The organism is Mesorhizobium sp. P2_B11, assembly GCF_056404855.1.
Genome location: NZ_JBFUDF010000002.1, coordinates 731,841 through 746,681, shown reverse-complemented (window position 1 = coordinate 746,681; position 14,841 = coordinate 731,841). Strand labels below are relative to the sequence as shown.

Sequence of the window (14,841 nt, the reverse complement as noted above, 5' to 3'; positions counted from 1 at the left end):
CTTGCGGTGCGGCACGGCCGCCTGGCTGCGTCGCACAACCGCTCCAACCGCAGTCTGCTACTTGACGATGACAATGCTGGTGTTGGTCGGGCCGAAAGTTTGGACCAGCTGGTAGAAGTCGGCGGCGTTGTCGGGATGCAGCCGCACGCAGCCATGCGACGCCGGCTGTCCCAGGCGCTTGATGGCATAGGTCGCATGCACGGCATAGCCGCCGCTGAAGAACACCGAATGCGGCATCGGCGCGTTGTCGTATTTCTTCGAATACCACATCTCGTGCATGCGGGTCGGCTTGAACGAACCGGTCGGCGTGACATGCGCCCTGTCGCCGGTCGAGACCTTCCAGGCGAAGGTCGGCCGGCCGTCGACCAGCACTTCCATGGTCTGCTGCGACAGCGAAACACGCGCCACGATCTGGTTTGCCGCGGCATGGGCCACGCTGTTGGCGGCGCCAAGCAGGAGCGTTGCGCCGGCAGCGGCAGCGGTGACGTTGATGAGTTTGGCGGAAATGGCTTTGTACATGGTGGCTCCCCTTTGCCGGCCCGGCCGGCGTCAATTCGATGACCGCCTTATCCCTGCGTCATGTTTCAGCCTGACTTCGCTTGATGCTCGTTTGTGTTTCGAATCTGTTTCCTCTGGTTAACGAGCAAGAGGTCGAGGGGAGAAACCAAGGAGGAGCTTCCCGTCTTTCCTGGGCACTCCCGGCTGCGACCAGACTGTCAAATGAAAGTGCGGATATCCTTATATGAAAGCCGTTTGAGTTCGCTCGAAACCCACCTGCAACAAAGCACGGCGCGGGCGGCATGATCTGGTTACAGGCCAACGGCACAGTCATCCCAACGAGAACAGCCGGCGCGAAAACGAAAATGAGCATCAGATCGATCACCCTGTCCTGGCTTTTCAGGATCAGCATTGCCGCGCTTGTCGTCGGCGGCATCGGCACAGTCGCCGGCACCCCGATGACGAAACTGGCGGTGATGAATTCGGGTGAGATTTCGACGCTGCATGCCGCGCTGTTCATAGCCTTGGTCTGGATCGTCTCCAGTCTGCGCATCAACCGTCTCCGGGCCTTCTGGCGGGTCGGCCTTGGGTTGAAGTGGATGCGCGGCCCTCCGGCAACTTGCTGCCGAGAGGACCGAAGGCCCGCGCCGCAGCGGGGGGCTCCGTGGGCGGCGCGGGCACTTCGGGTTTATCCTGAAGCACCCGCGATTTTGATTTTTGGGGAATAACCGATGAAGACGAAATCTGCTGCCACGGTGCTTTCGGCACTGCTCTACGCACAGGGCCTGCTCGGCTTTGCCGGTCTCGTCACCGTTCTCTTGAAGGACCGCGCACAGGCCTCCAGCGAAATCGTGGTCGCCAGCGAATTGCCGCCGGGGCCATCGCTTCTGGTGGTGCGCTGACGCCTATGCATGCCGCCCAAAATTGCACAGCGGTTTTGGGCAAGCCGCGTAACAATCCAGCCTTGTTGCTCTCAGTCGGCGCGCTGCGTCGGCGGGTCGAACCGGTAGCCGGCGCCGCGTATGGTGATGATGGTTTCGGTGTCGAGCTTGCGACGCAGCCGCACGATGCGCGAATCGATCGAGCGGTCGAAGGCATCGGCATTTTCAGCCGGCGCCGCCGCAATGATGTCGTCGCGCGTCAGCACCTTGCGCGGGCTGGCCAGAAACAGCCTGAGCAGCGCCACCTGACCCGGCGACAGCTGCTCTTCCGCACCCGAGCGGTGCATGACGATGGCCGACCGCAAATCGACGGTGGCATTTTCCAGCACGATCAGTTCCTGGGCGGACCTGCCGCGCCGTGTCAGCAGGCCGCCAATGCGCGCGGCAAGTTCCCTGACATTGAGCGGGCTCTCGACGACGTCGGCCGCGCCAAGCTCGAGCGCCAGCACCTTGTCGACCAGATCGGCCGGCCGGCAGATCAGGATGAAATCCGGCCCGGCTTTCCCGTCCACGCTCTGGCCGCCGCCATAACGCCTGAGCAGGTCCCGCCCCTCCGCCTGGCTGACGCTGTCGCCGACGATGACGACATCTATGCCCCCGGCCGAAAGCAGGGATTCGGCTTCCCAGGGCTGCCTCGCCTCGCGCACGTCATGGCCACGCCGGTCGAGATGGTCGGCGAGATCGCCGGCCACGACATCGGCGACGGAAACCAGCGCGATGACGGATCGTGCAGCCATATTTTCTTCCCCTGCCCCTGCAACCGGATATGAGTGCTGGACATCATGTTTATACCCAATCTACTTTCTGCTGAAAGCGGGAGCGAGGCCATAGTGCGGGCACGAATTGTCATCGTCGAGGACGAGCCCGATCTCAGGGACGCGGTCGCCGAGTATCTCGGCGCCAATGGTTACGATGTGACCCAGGCCGGAAGCGCTGCCGAGGCGCGCACCTTGCTGGAGACCGAATCATTCCATCTGGCCATCCTCGACATCGCCATGCCCGGCGAGGACGGCCTGTCGCTCGGCCGCTGGCTGCGCTCGAAAATGCCGATCGGCATCATCTATGCCACGGCTGCCGGCACCGCGCTCGACCGCATTGTCGGGCTGGAGCTCGGCGCCGACGACTACATCGTCAAGCCCTATGAGTTGCGTGAGGTGCTGGCCCGTGTCCGCTCCGTGCTGCGCCGCGTCCCGCAACCGACCCCGCCTCAGGCCGCGAAGGCGCAGGCCGATGGCGGTCGCCGCATGAGCTTCGGTCAATTCCAGGCTGACCTCGACGGCAGGCTTGTCACAGGCGCCAATGGCGCCGTCATCGACATGGCCAAGAGCGAGTTCGACGTGCTGGAGGTTTTCCTGACCCGCGCCAACCGGCTGTTGACGCGGGCGGCGATCTCCGAGGCGATCGGCTTCGTCGAAGACCCGGAATCGTCGCGTGCCGTCGACATCCGCATCATGCGGCTGCGCAAGAAGATCGAAGCCGACCCGGCCAATCCGAAATTTTTGCGCACGGTGCGGGGCGAAGGCTATATCTTTTCGCTGCCGACCGGCGACGGACACTAGCAATTCCAGGAAAAGTGCGTAGCGGTTTTCCGTCCGGAGTTGCGTCGGAACAAAGAGATGGAACGGTGCACCGTTCTAGAGCCCTACCACCCACGGCCCTGTACAGATGGCTGAGATGACCGCTGACCCAGCACGCATGGACCTGAAGGGCGTTCGCCAGGGCGCCGCGATGGCGGCAGTGCGTGTCGTGCGCCGGCTGCGCGAGGCCGGCGACTGGCAGCGCGAGATGGACACCATCCTGGAGACGCTGTGCATCGCCATGCACTGCCAGCGCGGCATTCTGTTCAGGCTGCGCGAATTGCCCGGCCAGGGCTTTGCCCAGTCGGTCGCCGCCTACTGGATCGACCCGCGCTTCGGCGGCGAACTGGCCTCGCCGACGGTGATCATGCAATCGATCGTCGACAACGACCCGCTGCTGGAGCGAGTTGCGGAGGACGAACGGCAAGGCAAGATTTTCGCCGGCCACACACGCAACCTCGACGGCTTCCTCAGGACCGATTTCGAAAAGCAGCACATCAAATCGTTCCTGTCGGTGTCGGTATTCGCCCACGGCCATCTGTGGGGCACGCTTGCGGTCAATGACTGCGTCAGTGAGCGTGAGTGGACCGACGAGGAAGAGGCGGCGCTGCACATCGTCGCGCTTGCCATCGGCGACGCCATCGAGCGGTCGCCGTCGGATGCCCATGCCAGCGAAGTCATCCGCCGCACCATGCTGCAGGCCTCGCTCGACGCCATCATCGTCATCGATGAGACCGGATCGATCATCGAATTCAATCCGGCCGCCGAAAAGATGTTCGGCTTCCAGCGCAGCGACATCCTCGGCAAGGACCTGCTCGATACGGTGGTGCCGGAATATTACCGCAAGGGCTATGTCTCGGGGGCAGAGTATATGTCCGGCCGCGGCGCGCCGATGGTCGGCCAGCGGCTGGAGACGGTGACCCAGAATGCCGCCGGCGAGGTGTTTCCCATCGAATTGACCGCGACCGAGATGCGGGTTGGCGACCGCCACCTCATCTTCGGCTCGATCCGCGATCTGCGCGACAAGCTGCGCGCCGAAGAGGAGATCAACCGCCAGCGCGAGAAACTGCACCAGAACGAGAAGATGGCGGCGATGGGTTCGCTGCTGGCGGGCGTTTCGCACGAGCTCAACAACCCGCTCGCCGTGGTCGTGGCGCAATCGACACTGCTGCATGAATTCGCCACCGACCCGCAAACCAAGGTGCGCGCCGAAAAAGTGCGCGCCGCCGCCGAGCGCTGCGGCCGCATCGTCAAGAGCTTCCTGTCGATGGTGCGCCTGCACCCGGCGGCCCAGGCCGAGACCGATCTCAACCAGGTCATCCGCGCCGCACTCGAAGTGACCGCCTATGGCGCGCGCTCGAGCGGCATCATCATCGACACCGATTTCGCGCCCGGCCCGCTGCTGGCGATGGCCGATGCCGACCATGTGACGCAGGTGGCCGCCAATTTTCTCATCAACTCCCAGCACGCTCTGGCCGGCATCGGCGGCGACCGCCTGATCAAGGTGCGGACGTTCCGCAGCGACCGCGGCAATCCCGGCTTTTCGGTCGAGGACAATGGACCGGGCATTCCGGAGGCGATCCGCGGCCGCATCTTCGAATCCTATTTCACCACCAAGCCGGTCGGCGTCGGCACCGGCATCGGCCTGTCGATCTCGAAGTCGATCATCGAGCGGCACAATGGCAATGTCTGGTTCGAGGAGGTGCTACCGCGCGGCGCGCGCTTCGTCGTCCAGCTGCCGGCGATCACCAGCGGCGCGGCCGCGGTTGGCGACAGCCCGACCCGTTCCAGCGGCTTGCGCCATGCACTGATCATCGACGACGAACCCGACGTCGCCGGCTCGCTCTCAGACATCCTGGAATTGATGGGCATCAAATCGCGGATCGTGCCGGCCTGGACGTCCGCGGCGGCGACCTTGACCGGTCATATGCCACCCGACATCGTCTTCTCCGACCTGCGCATGCCCGGCACCAGCGGCATTGCCATCTACCGCGAATTGCTCGCCGAAAACCTGGCGCTGGCCAAGCGCTTCGTGCTGGTCACCGGCGACCTGATCGGCGCCAAGGCCGAGATCGAAGCCTTGCCGGTCCAGCAGCGCCCGCAGATCCTGGAAAAGCCGTTCTCGACGCTCGACGTCCGCGGCGTCCTCTCGGCAATCGCCGACCAGGTCGCCGCCGCCGGCTGAACTCTTCGAGCTGCGGGCTGAGTTCTTGTCGAGGCGCCGCCCGGGGGCAGCCGAGATTCAGGTCAGGCCGCGGCGAGAATGGTTGATACCGAGAACCGGAGCGGAGCGTACTTAAGTACGTGAGCACCGGAAGCGCAGGTATCAGCCATTCGCAGCCTGGCCTCACCTGAATATCGACTGCCCCCAAAAAAAGAGGCTCCCGACCGGCAGGGGCCGTCGGGAGCCAAGAAAGAGCGCGGGAGGAAGCGCTCGGGAGGTTCAGAAAACGTTCGGTGTCGTGGTCAGCGGCGCCGCGTTGGCGGTCATGCGGATGGCGCGCGCCTTGTGCACGCCGGACTGGGCGGCGATGACGCGCAGGCACTCCGCGCTCTCGGCGCCCCAGGCCTGGCCCTTGCAGGCAACATCGATTTCCGGCTCGGGCAGCCGGGCGGTCTTGATGGTGGTCGGCGCACCCTCGACGACATTGGCCGGCGGGTTGAGCGAAGCGAAGGCCGGGCCGGAGGCCGGCGTCAGGAACAGGACGGCAAGCGCGCAGGCGCCCAGCATCGAGAACATCGCGACCGGATGGTCGCTGGCGCGCTGGCGCAGCGCCAGTTTGGCGCGCTGTTCATTGCTGGCGATCTCGGCTTTCGTATACATGTTGCTCCCCTTCGATTTCTTATGAAACGAACTTAAACGCGCCTGGTAACGGGCGAATGATGCGCTTGGCTTGCCCGCGTAACAGGTTTGAAACAAGAAATTCGGGCATGTCCGGGCAGATCCGGTCATGTGCCGACGGCAGGGTTCGTTTGCGGTGCTGTTTCATGCGCGCAATCAAAACGTTGACGACAGGCGGGCCGTGAACGCAGCAAAGCCTATTGCTGGCCAGTCGAACTATGAACAAGCTCACACTGCGGATTGAATTTGCGACGGCAGGCATTTTTTCGTCCCTGGGCGGGCCGCTTTTGCACGCCCAGCGGGGCAAGATCCACACGCCGAATAGCGATTTCAGGACCTCGGTTAACGCCCGGATTTTCCGGGATTTTCTGCCTTCGGATTGGCTCATTTGCACCATCATGGAAAATCCTGTTTTCCACAAACCATTGCATTTCAATGCAAAATATGATTTTATTGAATGAGTATTCAACAAAAAGAAGAGCTTTCCATGAACCCGCACCTCCGTGACGTGGCGATCCCCAATGATTGGGACCGGCGGGGCCTGCCAGGCTGGGCTTATCACTCCGACGCGCTTCTCGAACTTGAGAAAGAATACGTCTTCCGCAACCATTGGCAGATCGCCGGACACGTCTCCGACGTGCCGAATGCCGGCGACTATCTGACCATGGACGTGGTCGGCGAGCGGGCACTGATCGTGCGCGGCAAGGACGGCGTCGTGCGCGCCTTCAACAATATGTGCCGGCATCGCGGCAGCCGCGTCGTCGCCGACAGCCAGGGCAGCTGCAAGAACGCGCTGGTCTGCCCGTTCCATGGCTGGGTCTACAATCTCGACGGCACGCTGCGCGGCGCCGCCCGCCCGCGCTCTTTCCCCGAACTCGACAAGACCGAGTTCGGCCTGATGCCGCTCGACCTCGAGATCTGGATGGGCTTCATCTTCATCCGCTTCCGCAAGGGCGGACCTCAAGCCTCGGTGGCCGAGCTGTTGAAGCCGATCGAGGCCGAGATGGCCCACTACAATGTCGCCGAGATGGTGCCGTCCTGGGGTATCTGGACGCAGAAATCGCCGGTCAACTGGAAGTCGGTGCGCGACGTCGACAATGAAGGCTACCACGTCGCCATGGCGCATCCGGCGCTGCAGGATCTCTATGGCGCGACCTATTTCGACGAGCCGTTCATCAACGGCGTGTCGCGTTCCTTCGCCACCTACAATCCGCATGCCGGCCGGCGCTGGAGCGTGCGCGAATACATCAAGCTCACGCCCGATGCGTCGCATTTGCCGGAGCATCTGCGCCGGGCCTGGATCTATTACGGCATCTTCCCCAACAACGCCCTGTCGATCATGCCGGAATCGGTGCAGTTCTACCAGGAGTTCCCGCTGTCGACCGGCGAGACGCTGCTGCGCGGCGCCATCTACCGCTACCCCGACGAGACCAGGGAACAGGCCGCGGCCCGCTACCTCGCCTACCGCATCGATCGCGACACCATGAACGAAGACGTGCAGCTTTCCGTGTGGTCGAACGAGTCGATGATTTCAGATGCCTTCGAGGGTTTTTATCTCTCCGACCTCGAATACGGCGTGCGCACCCACCACGACCATCTGCGCAAGCAGATCCCGGTGCTGGGCCTGGAAACGGCGCCAGAGGAGAAGGACATGTGGAACCTCAACGAGGCCATGCGGTCGCAGGTGTAGGGCGGCGGGTTGAGAGCGCCCCTCTCCCCGTTCTACGGGGAGAGGATGCCGGCAGGCAGGTGAGGGGCAGCGCCGGCTTGTGAGGTTGTCACCTCAAGCAAATGGCAGCGGACCGTGACGGCACTGCCAATCACGAACGTCAGCGCCGCCCCTCATCCGCCCTCCGGGCACCTTCTCCCCGTGAAACGGGGAGAAGGGAGAAACCTCACCCCTGCCAGACCCCTTCTTTCCTCAGATCATCCATGGTCCGCGAAATGCCCTCGCGCAGGATCGCCACCATGTCGTCGATCTGCTCGCGCGTGATGATCAGCGGCGGCGACATCACGCACATGTTGATCAGCGGCCGCACCAAAAGGCCAAGCTCGTGGCAGTGCGCGTCGATGCGCTTGCCGACATCCTTGTCGAGCTGCAGCGGGTCCTTGCTTTCGCGGTCGGCGACGCATTCGACGCAGCCCATCAACCCCATGCCGCGGACTTCGCCGACCAGCGGCAGTTCCTCCAGCGTCTTCAGCTGCGCCTGGAAATAGGGCGCGACATCGCGCGTATGGGCAAGCACGCTGTCTTCGAGGATGTCGAGGTTCTTCAGCGCCACCGCGCAGCCGATCGGATGGCTGGTGTAGGTCAGGCCATGGCCGAACAGCGCGTCGGGATGGTTGGAGCGGCGCATGTCCTGAAGCAGCCGTTCCGAGATGATGACGCCGCCGAGCGGGAAATAGCCCGAGGTGACGCCCTTGGCGAAGGTGATCATGTCGGGGTCGATGCCGAACGCATCGCCCGAGGCAAAGACATGGCCGAGCCGGCCAAAGCCGGTCACCACCTCGTCGGAGACATAGAGGATGTCGTTCTCGCGGCAGATCTCGCGGATGCGCTTGAGATAACCATCCGGCGGCACCACGACGCCGCCCGAGGCCTGCACGGGCTCGCCGACGAAAGCGCCGATCTTCTCAGGCCCGACGCGGGCGACCGTGTCGCGCAACTGATCGACCAGGAAATCGCAGAAGGCGGCGATATCCATACCCTTCGGCCGCCGGAACGGGTCGGGCGAGGACAGTTTGACCACCAGATCGTCGGCGCCGTCCATCCAGTCGCGGTCGCGCGGCCGGCCATTGAGTGAGGCCGACAGATAGGTCGAGCCGTGATAGGCGCCGCCGCGGCTGAGGATCAGCTTCTTTTCCGGGCGTCCGCGCACATTGTTGTAAAACTGCATGAAACGCAGCGCCGTCTCGACAGCCGACGAACCACCGGTGGTGAAGAAGGTATGGCTGAGATCACCCGGTGCATGATCGGCGATGCGCTTGGCAAGCTCCGCCGACGGCGCGTTCATCGTGTACCACGGCGTGTTGTAGGACAGCATCATCGCCTGGTCGTACATCACTTTGGCCAGTTCCTCGCGGCGATGGCCGACATTGATGCACCACATGCCGGCGGGACCGTCGATCAGCCGCTTGCCCGTGACGTCGGTGATATAGATGCCGTCGCCTTCGCCGATCAGCGCGCGTGCTTCATTGCCGACCGAGCCGGCATAAGGCCAGGGTTGGACGAGATGGCGCTTGGCCAGTTCGACCGAATCGGCGTCGCCATCCAGTTCAATCGCTCTTAGGTCTCTTGCAGCCGCCATCATTGCCTCGCAGGTCTGGAACGTAATTTTCGCCGGACACGAAACGAAGCGCGAAGCCTTGAAAAGCGGGCTTTCTTCACTTCATTTTGAATGTCCGTTCAATCAATATTACAGAAATAGCGCTTGATTTCAATCCACGGATGCGCTCATGATGAAAGAAAGCCGGCAAGCTTGGAGCGCGACCAGCAAAAGCGGTCATCGGTTTGGTTCGATCGCGCTCCGCAAGAATTGGGAACAGGCAGCCGGCCCGGTCAATGGGAGCATCATGGCGGGACAGTTCGAGCCAGCAACCGAGATCACGCCCGGAGCGCTGCAATGACAGCGGCTGCCGAAGGGTCGCCCGTATTCGGCATGACGCGGGCCAGGCGAAACGCCCTTCTGCAGTCCGAATCCGTCCAGGGCTTTGCCCTGATCAGCCCGACGTTTCTCTATGCTCTGATCCTGCTGGTGCTGCCGATCCTTGTGGTCTTCGCCCACTCCTTCTGGTCGCAGGATTACCTCACCATCGATCACACCTTCACGCTGGAAAACTATCGCATCGCGCTGACCGAGCCGATCTACCGCGATCTGCTCTGGCGCTCGCTCTACATCTCGCTCACGGTAAGCTTCTTCACCGTCATCCTCGCCTATCCCATTGCCTATTTCATTTCCTTCCATGGCGGCCGACACAAGAGCCTGTGGCTGTTCCTGATCACCATCCCGTTCTGGACCAGTTACCTCCTGCGCGTGATGTCGTGGAAGGTGATCCTCGGCTACAATGGCGTGCTGAATTCCGGCCTCATGGGCCTCGGCATCATCGATGAGCCGTCGACCGCACTGCTCTACAATTCCAGCGCCGTCATCATCACGCTGACCCACGCCTGGGCGGCCTTCGCCATCCTGCCGATCTTCGTTTCGCTGGAGAAAGTCGACCGCACTCTGGTCGAGGCCGCCACCGATCTTGGCGACGGCCCGCTGCGCTCCTTCCTGCGCGTGACCTTGCCCTTGTCGGCGCCGGGCGTCCTGTCGGCGGCGCTCATCGTCATGATCCCGACGGTCGGCGACTACGTCACGCCGAAGCTGGTCGGCGGCAAGGACGGCGTCATGATCGCCAACGCCATCCAGGCGCAATTCGGCAAGGCATCGAACTGGCCGCTGGGCGCGGCACTGTCCGTCACCACCATGCTGGTCGTCTCACTGATGGCCGGCGCCACGGTGCTGATCATCCGCGCGCTGCAGAGGCTGGCGCGATGACGGCGATGCGGCGCTTCTTTTCCGGCGGCTGGCTGACCGCCTACGCCTTCCTGTACGTCGTCTTTCTCTATCTGCCCGTGATCTTCCTGCCGATCTTCTCGATCAACACCGCGCCGACGCCGAAATTTCCCCTCACCGGCTATACGCTGAAATGGTACGAAGATCTGCCCAAGACGCCGGCGCTGCTCGACGCCGCCTGGAACAGCCTGATCGTCGGCGTCTCTGCGTCGGTGCTGGCGACGCTGCTGGGCATCCTCGCCGCCCGTTCGATCACCCGCTACCGCTATCCCGGCCGCCGCACCATCAACGGCCTGATCATGGCGCCGCTGGTGCTCCCGGAAATCATCCTCGCCATCTCCATGCTGCTGGTCATGCTGCAGCTCGGCCTCAGCCTGTCGCTGTTCACCGTCGTGCTCGGCCACGTCCTGATCTGCATTCCCTATTCGATGACGGTGCTGACCGCGGGTTTCGAAGGTTTCGACCGCAGCCTTGAAGAGGCCTCCGCCGATCTCGGCGAGAGCGCCTTCGGCACCTTTCGGCGGGTGACGCTGCCGATGGTGGCGCCGGCGATCATTTCCAGTCTGCTCGTCTGCTTCACCATCTCGCTCGACGAGTTCGTCATCGCCTTCTTCCTCACCGGTACCGAGACGACGCTGCCGATCTATATCTGGGGCCAGTTGCGCTTCGCTGCCAAGCTGCCGGGCGTGCTGGCGCTGGGCACGCTGCTCTTGGTCGCATCCTTTGTCTTGATGACCGTTGCCGAGATCCTGCGCCGCCGTGCGGCTAGGCGCACCCAGAACGAGGGAGGCCTCTATGCCTGAGCCAACCCAGGCCGAACGGCCCCAATCCGAGCGGACCCAATCTGATCGGTCTATGATCGAGATCCGCAGCGTCACCCGCAGCTACGGCGCCTTCAAGGCGCTCGACGACGCGACGCTGACCATCAGGGAAGGCGAGTTCTTTTCGCTGCTCGGTCCCTCCGGCTGCGGCAAGACCACGCTGCTGCGCATGATTGCCGGTTTCGACAACCCGACCAGCGGTTCGATCTCGGTCGGCGGCCAGTCGATGGAAGGCATCCCGGCCAACCGCCGGCCGACCAACATGGTGTTCCAGAGCTACGCCATCTTCCCGCATCTCAATGTCGAGCAGAATGTCGCCTATGGGCTGAAGCGGCTGAAGCTGGGCGCGGTGGAAGAAAAGCGCCGCGTCGAGGAGGCGCTGGCGCAGGTGTCGCTGACCGGCCTCGGCAAGCGCCTCGCCACCGAGCTTTCCGGCGGCCAGCGCCAGCGCGTCGCGCTTGCCCGCGCTTTGGTGATGCGGCCCAAGGTGCTGCTGCTCGACGAGCCGCTGTCGGCGCTGGACAAGAAATTGCGCGAGCAGATGCAGGTCGAACTGCGCCGCCTGCAACAGGCGGTCGGCATCACCTTCGTGCTGGTCACTCACGACCAGTATGAGGCGCTGGCAATGTCGGACCGCATCGCGGTGATGTTCGGCGGCAAGATCGCCCAGGTCGCCTCGCCCAAGGAAATCTACCAGCGGCCGGTCAACCGGCAGGTCGCCGACTTCCTCGGCGGCATGAATTTCGTCAAGGCTCAGATCGTCGAGGAGAATGCCGCCTCGCTGGTCGTCGACACGCTGGGCTTCGGCCGCGTCCGAACCGACAAGCCGAAGGCCTTCGTGCGCAATGGCGGCGGCGCCACGCTGGGCATCCGGCCGGAGCGGCTGCGTGTGCTGTGGGACAATGCGACGGCGAAGTTCGAGGTCGCCGGCAAGGTGGTCGAGCGCCACTATTTCGGCGAGATCACCCATCTGATCGTCGAGATACCCGGACTGGAAAAGCCGCTGTCGGTGACCGAGACCAATGATTTCGGCGCCGATGACATTCCGGTCGGCACCTCCATCCGCCTCGCCTACGATCCCGAGGCCCTGGTGGCTATGGCGGACTGAGCATGATCCCGAAAAGTGGGAACCGGTTTTCGGAAAAAGATCATGCTCTGCTAAGAATCTGAAGCTCGGCCACGATCTCTTTGGCAGCGATGCGCCCCATCACAATCGCACCCTCGACATAGCCCGGAAAGGACGGCGACAGTTCCGATGATGCGAAATGGACAGGGGCCGCGCCGGCACGGATCGTGCGCTCGGCATCCCGTGCCGTCACATCGACAATGAGGTCGCTGTAGGCACCACCGCTCCAGCGGTCCTGGATCCAGTCGCGCTGGCTGAAATCGATAATGTCGGCAGCATTCGGACCAAGGGCGCTCATCAGCCTTGCCGTCACTTCCGCGCGCAGCGCAGCATCGTCGAGTGGGCGCCAGCGTAGCGCCAGCGGTCCGCCGACGAAGACGACCAGCGCGGCGTAATCGATATCCTTGCTGGCGTCACAGGCAAACAGGCCCGGCAAATCGCGCCACATCACCATGCCACACAAGTCACGATCGCGCCAAAACGGCGTGGGATAGCGCACCAGAATCTTGATCACCGCGCCGCTTTCCCAGACGCCAAGCGCCTTGTCGAGGGCCGCCGGCAAGGCCGGCGCGAAATCGAGCTTCGCGGCCGTCACCGGCGGTACAGCAACCAGCACTTTTCGCGCTTCGACGGCGCTGCTTGCCGAGACGACACGAACCCCGTGCGGCCCGTGCTCGATGCGCGTCACCGGTTCGTTCAACCGCACCCGGTCGCCCAGATCGCCAGCCAGATCCTCGGCCAGCGACTGCATCGTCTCACGCAAGGAATATTGCAGCTCCGGCACCTCGTTGGTGATGCGGCGGTCATTGTCGATCAGGTGCCACAGCGGCACTCTGTCCATCGCCAGGCACCACAGGCCTTCGATCATCGACCGGAAGGCCGTCTTGGCGTCGGTGGGATCAGGCTGGCGTTCGAGCCAGGTGGCAACGCTCATGCCGGCGATCGAAGGGTCGTCCGGCTCGATCGCATTCATGCGCTCGCGGATCGCCATCGCGCCGTAATAGGTCCGCTCGGCCTGCTCGACCGACAGTGACGGATGGGTGATGAAATCGCCATCCACATAGGTCTCGACGAAGGCCTTGCCGCGGGCCGCGGCCAGCGCCGTCACCTCCGGCATGTCTTCGCAGAAAAACTGGCCGCCGCTGTCGATCCGTTCGCCAAGGCCGTTGCGAACCGCTTCGACCCTGCCACCGACACGGTCGCGCGCCTCGAGCAGCACGACATCGATGCCGGCCTTTCTCAGCGCAAGCGCCGCCGACAGGCCGGTGAAGCCGGCGCCGACGATGACGACGTCGGTTCTTTCGATCTTGTCGCTCAATAGCCGGCCTTGATCTTCTCGAACTCCGTGACCATGCGCTGCTTGAGCTCGGGCGGCACCGGCTGCTGGAACAGGGTTTTGTCGAGGAACTTGTCGAGATTGTCGAAGCCGCGGTCGGTCAGCACCTGATGGTCGATCGCCGCCATGCCGGCGCTGTTGCCGTGACCGTAGCCGAAGGTCTTGACCAGATAGTCGGACACGGCATGCGCGTTGACCGCGCTGAGGAAATCATAGGCCTGATCAAGCTTGCCCGGCGCGTCCTTCATCAGCACATAGCCGCACACCCAGGTCGAAATGCCTTCCTTGGTGTCGCGGTTCATGGCGATCGGCATGCCTTGTCCCTTGAGCGTCACGAAGGTCTCGTTCCAGCCCCAGACGAGGTCGACCTCATTGCCGGTAAAGGCCTGGTTGAGATCGGTGTCGTCGGTCCAGTAGAAGCGGATATTCTTGTGCACGTCGCGCAGGAAGGCGGACGCCTCCTGGAACTGCGCGTCCGTCATCTTGGTCCAGTCCTTGAGGCCGATGACCAGGCTTGCCAGCGCGTAGGCGTCGTCGACATTGTCGCCGATGGTGACGCGGCCCTTGAACTTAGGGTCGGCGAAAATCCTCAGCGACTGCGCCTCGTCAGCCGTCACCTTGTCGGTGCGGTAGAGCAGCGATGTGTTGCCCCAGTCGAACGGCATGAACCAGGCCTTGCCGTCGGCGGTGGTGGCGAGATCCTTCATCGCCATGATGCCGGGATTGAGATCCTTCCAGCCGGCAATACGGCTGGTGTCGAGCGGCTGCAGAATGCCGGCCTCGCGCCACTTGACCACGCTCTGCGAACAGGGATGCGCGATGTCGGCCTTGAAGCCGGCCCGCATCTTCTGGAAGGCTTCTTCCTCGTCGCCGAAGAAAGCGAAGGTCGGCTCGGCGCCGTATTTGGCGGTGTAGTCGGGATGCAGCAGCGGATCCTCATAGCCCGACCAGTCGAACACGACGAGGTCGCCACCGCCCTCGGCATAAGCCAGCACGGCGCCGGCGCCCACTGTTATGGCAGCGGCGAAGGCAAGGCGGCGAAGCATGGAATTCATGGCGCGAAACTCCTCATCGCTGAAAGCGGCCGGGCGACGTTACGGAATTTCAGCGGCCTTGGCGAGACCGTCTGCCCGCCCGAGCG

General features: G+C 63.4%; 16 protein-coding genes. 9 read left to right on the top strand and 7 right to left on the bottom strand.

Annotation, left to right across the window (positions count from 1 at the left end; all coding sequences use genetic code 11):
- Nucleotides 1-57: 57 nt before the first annotated feature.
- Entirely contained in the window at nt 58-519 is a 462-nt protein-coding gene (locus AC1DYJ_RS08035) for a L,D-transpeptidase (protein ID WP_477283621.1), read from the bottom strand.
- 58 nt (nt 520-577) lie between these two features.
- Nucleotides 578-1,051, bottom strand: a complete 474-nt coding sequence (locus AC1DYJ_RS08030; protein WP_477283623.1) for a hypothetical protein — start codon at nt 1,049-1,051, stop codon at nt 578-580.
- A 178-nt stretch (nt 1,052-1,229) separates the two neighbouring features.
- Between AC1DYJ_RS08030 and AC1DYJ_RS08025 the strand changes: the two genes are divergently transcribed.
- On the top strand, nt 1,230-1,400 hold the full coding sequence (locus tag AC1DYJ_RS08025; RefSeq protein ID WP_477283625.1) for a hypothetical protein: 171 nt from the start codon (nt 1,230-1,232) through the stop codon (nt 1,398-1,400).
- 71 nt (nt 1,401-1,471) lie between these two features.
- Here the strand turns inward: AC1DYJ_RS08025 and AC1DYJ_RS08020 are convergent, their stop codons facing one another.
- Nucleotides 1,472-2,176 (bottom strand): response regulator transcription factor, encoded by a 705-nt coding sequence (locus tag AC1DYJ_RS08020; protein WP_352766275.1) that lies wholly within the window; start codon nt 2,174-2,176, stop codon nt 1,472-1,474.
- Between the two features lie 45 nt (nt 2,177-2,221).
- Here AC1DYJ_RS08020 and AC1DYJ_RS08015 point away from each other — a divergent pair, with 45 nt between their 5' ends.
- The gene (locus tag AC1DYJ_RS08015; protein ID WP_477283627.1) at nt 2,222-2,998 is read left to right on the top strand and encodes a response regulator; all 777 of its coding nucleotides are present in this window, start codon (nt 2,222-2,224) and stop codon (nt 2,996-2,998) included.
- A 115-nt stretch (nt 2,999-3,113) separates the two neighbouring features.
- On the top strand, nt 3,114-5,201 hold the full coding sequence (locus tag AC1DYJ_RS08010) for a PAS domain S-box protein (RefSeq protein WP_477283629.1): 2,088 nt from the start codon (nt 3,114-3,116) through the stop codon (nt 5,199-5,201).
- Between the two features lie 258 nt (nt 5,202-5,459).
- Here the strand turns inward: AC1DYJ_RS08010 and AC1DYJ_RS08005 are convergent, their stop codons facing one another.
- Nucleotides 5,460-5,840 carry a hypothetical protein gene (locus tag AC1DYJ_RS08005; protein ID WP_477283631.1) on the bottom strand — a complete coding sequence of 127 codons (381 nt, stop codon included), beginning with the start codon at nt 5,838-5,840 and terminating at the stop codon, nt 5,460-5,462.
- A 236-nt stretch (nt 5,841-6,076) separates the two neighbouring features.
- Between AC1DYJ_RS08005 and AC1DYJ_RS08000 the strand changes: the two genes are divergently transcribed.
- Both AC1DYJ_RS08000 and AC1DYJ_RS07995 read left to right on the top strand, forming a co-directional pair.
- On the top strand, nt 6,077-6,319 hold the full coding sequence (locus tag AC1DYJ_RS08000; protein ID WP_477283633.1) for a hypothetical protein: 243 nt from the start codon (nt 6,077-6,079) through the stop codon (nt 6,317-6,319).
- A gap of 26 nt (nt 6,320-6,345) precedes the next feature.
- Entirely contained in the window at nt 6,346-7,548 is a 1,203-nt protein-coding gene (locus tag AC1DYJ_RS07995) for an aromatic ring-hydroxylating oxygenase subunit alpha (RefSeq protein ID WP_477283634.1), read from the top strand.
- A gap of 205 nt (nt 7,549-7,753) precedes the next feature.
- On the opposite strand, the gene AC1DYJ_RS07990 is transcribed toward AC1DYJ_RS07995, so the two are convergent.
- Nucleotides 7,754-9,166: an aminotransferase gene (locus AC1DYJ_RS07990; RefSeq protein ID WP_477283636.1), complete on the bottom strand. Its 1,413-nt coding sequence runs from the start codon at nt 9,164-9,166 to the stop codon at nt 7,754-7,756.
- Between the two features lie 148 nt (nt 9,167-9,314).
- On the opposite strand from AC1DYJ_RS07990, the gene AC1DYJ_RS07985 reads away from it, so the two are divergent.
- From AC1DYJ_RS07985 to AC1DYJ_RS07970, 4 genes are read left to right on the top strand one after another with little or no spacing between them, the layout of a single operon-like run.
- Nucleotides 9,315-9,485 carry a hypothetical protein gene (locus tag AC1DYJ_RS07985; protein WP_477283638.1) on the top strand — a complete coding sequence of 57 codons (171 nt, stop codon included), beginning with the start codon at nt 9,315-9,317 and terminating at the stop codon, nt 9,483-9,485.
- Complete coding sequence (locus AC1DYJ_RS07980) at nt 9,482-10,399, top strand: ABC transporter permease (protein WP_477283640.1); 918 nt, start codon at nt 9,482-9,484, stop codon at nt 10,397-10,399. Before AC1DYJ_RS07985 ends, AC1DYJ_RS07980 begins: the two co-directional genes overlap by 4 nt.
- A complete protein-coding gene (locus AC1DYJ_RS07975) occupies nt 10,396-11,220 on the top strand; it encodes an ABC transporter permease (RefSeq protein ID WP_477283642.1) in 825 nt (274 codons plus the stop codon). Before AC1DYJ_RS07980 ends, AC1DYJ_RS07975 begins: the two co-directional genes overlap by 4 nt.
- A 52-nt stretch (nt 11,221-11,272) precedes the next feature.
- Nucleotides 11,273-12,346, top strand: coding sequence for an ABC transporter ATP-binding protein (locus AC1DYJ_RS07970; protein ID WP_477283644.1), 1,074 nt, complete (start codon nt 11,273-11,275; stop codon nt 12,344-12,346).
- A 40-nt stretch (nt 12,347-12,386) separates the two neighbouring features.
- On the opposite strand, the gene AC1DYJ_RS07965 is transcribed toward AC1DYJ_RS07970, so the two are convergent.
- Together AC1DYJ_RS07965 and AC1DYJ_RS07960 are read right to left on the bottom strand one after the other, a co-directional pair.
- Entirely contained in the window at nt 12,387-13,682 is a 1,296-nt protein-coding gene (locus AC1DYJ_RS07965; protein ID WP_477283646.1) for a flavin monoamine oxidase family protein, read from the bottom strand.
- On the bottom strand, nt 13,679-14,755 hold the full coding sequence (locus AC1DYJ_RS07960; protein ID WP_477283648.1) for an extracellular solute-binding protein: 1,077 nt from the start codon (nt 14,753-14,755) through the stop codon (nt 13,679-13,681). The genes AC1DYJ_RS07965 and AC1DYJ_RS07960 overlap by 4 nt, the downstream gene beginning before the upstream one ends.
- Nucleotides 14,756-14,841 lie beyond the last annotated feature (86 nt).

Coding starts and splice junctions, on each gene's coding strand:
- AC1DYJ_RS07960 (WP_477283648.1), bottom strand. CDS start 14,755: ATGAATTCCATGCTTCGCCGCCTTGCCTTCGCCGCTGCCATAACAGTG.
- AC1DYJ_RS08035 (WP_477283621.1), bottom strand. CDS start 519: ATGTACAAAGCCATTTCCGCCAAACTCATCAACGTCACCGCTGCCGCT.
- AC1DYJ_RS07995 (WP_477283634.1), top strand. CDS start 6,346: ATGAACCCGCACCTCCGTGACGTGGCGATCCCCAATGATTGGGACCGG.
- AC1DYJ_RS07980 (WP_477283640.1), top strand. CDS start 9,482: ATGACAGCGGCTGCCGAAGGGTCGCCCGTATTCGGCATGACGCGGGCC.
- AC1DYJ_RS07970 (WP_477283644.1), top strand. CDS start 11,273: ATGATCGAGATCCGCAGCGTCACCCGCAGCTACGGCGCCTTCAAGGCG.
- AC1DYJ_RS08000 (WP_477283633.1), top strand. CDS start 6,077: ATGAACAAGCTCACACTGCGGATTGAATTTGCGACGGCAGGCATTTTT.
- AC1DYJ_RS08005 (WP_477283631.1), bottom strand. CDS start 5,840: ATGTATACGAAAGCCGAGATCGCCAGCAATGAACAGCGCGCCAAACTG.
- AC1DYJ_RS08015 (WP_477283627.1), top strand. CDS start 2,222: ATGTTTATACCCAATCTACTTTCTGCTGAAAGCGGGAGCGAGGCCATA.
- AC1DYJ_RS08010 (WP_477283629.1), top strand. CDS start 3,114: ATGACCGCTGACCCAGCACGCATGGACCTGAAGGGCGTTCGCCAGGGC.
- AC1DYJ_RS07975 (WP_477283642.1), top strand. CDS start 10,396: ATGACGGCGATGCGGCGCTTCTTTTCCGGCGGCTGGCTGACCGCCTAC.
- AC1DYJ_RS08025 (WP_477283625.1), top strand. CDS start 1,230: ATGAAGACGAAATCTGCTGCCACGGTGCTTTCGGCACTGCTCTACGCA.
- AC1DYJ_RS07990 (WP_477283636.1), bottom strand. CDS start 9,166: ATGGCGGCTGCAAGAGACCTAAGAGCGATTGAACTGGATGGCGACGCC.
- AC1DYJ_RS08030 (WP_477283623.1), bottom strand. CDS start 1,051: ATGCGCAGACTGGAGACGATCCAGACCAAGGCTATGAACAGCGCGGCA.
- AC1DYJ_RS08020 (WP_352766275.1), bottom strand. CDS start 2,176: ATGGCTGCACGATCCGTCATCGCGCTGGTTTCCGTCGCCGATGTCGTG.
- AC1DYJ_RS07985 (WP_477283638.1), top strand. CDS start 9,315: ATGATGAAAGAAAGCCGGCAAGCTTGGAGCGCGACCAGCAAAAGCGGT.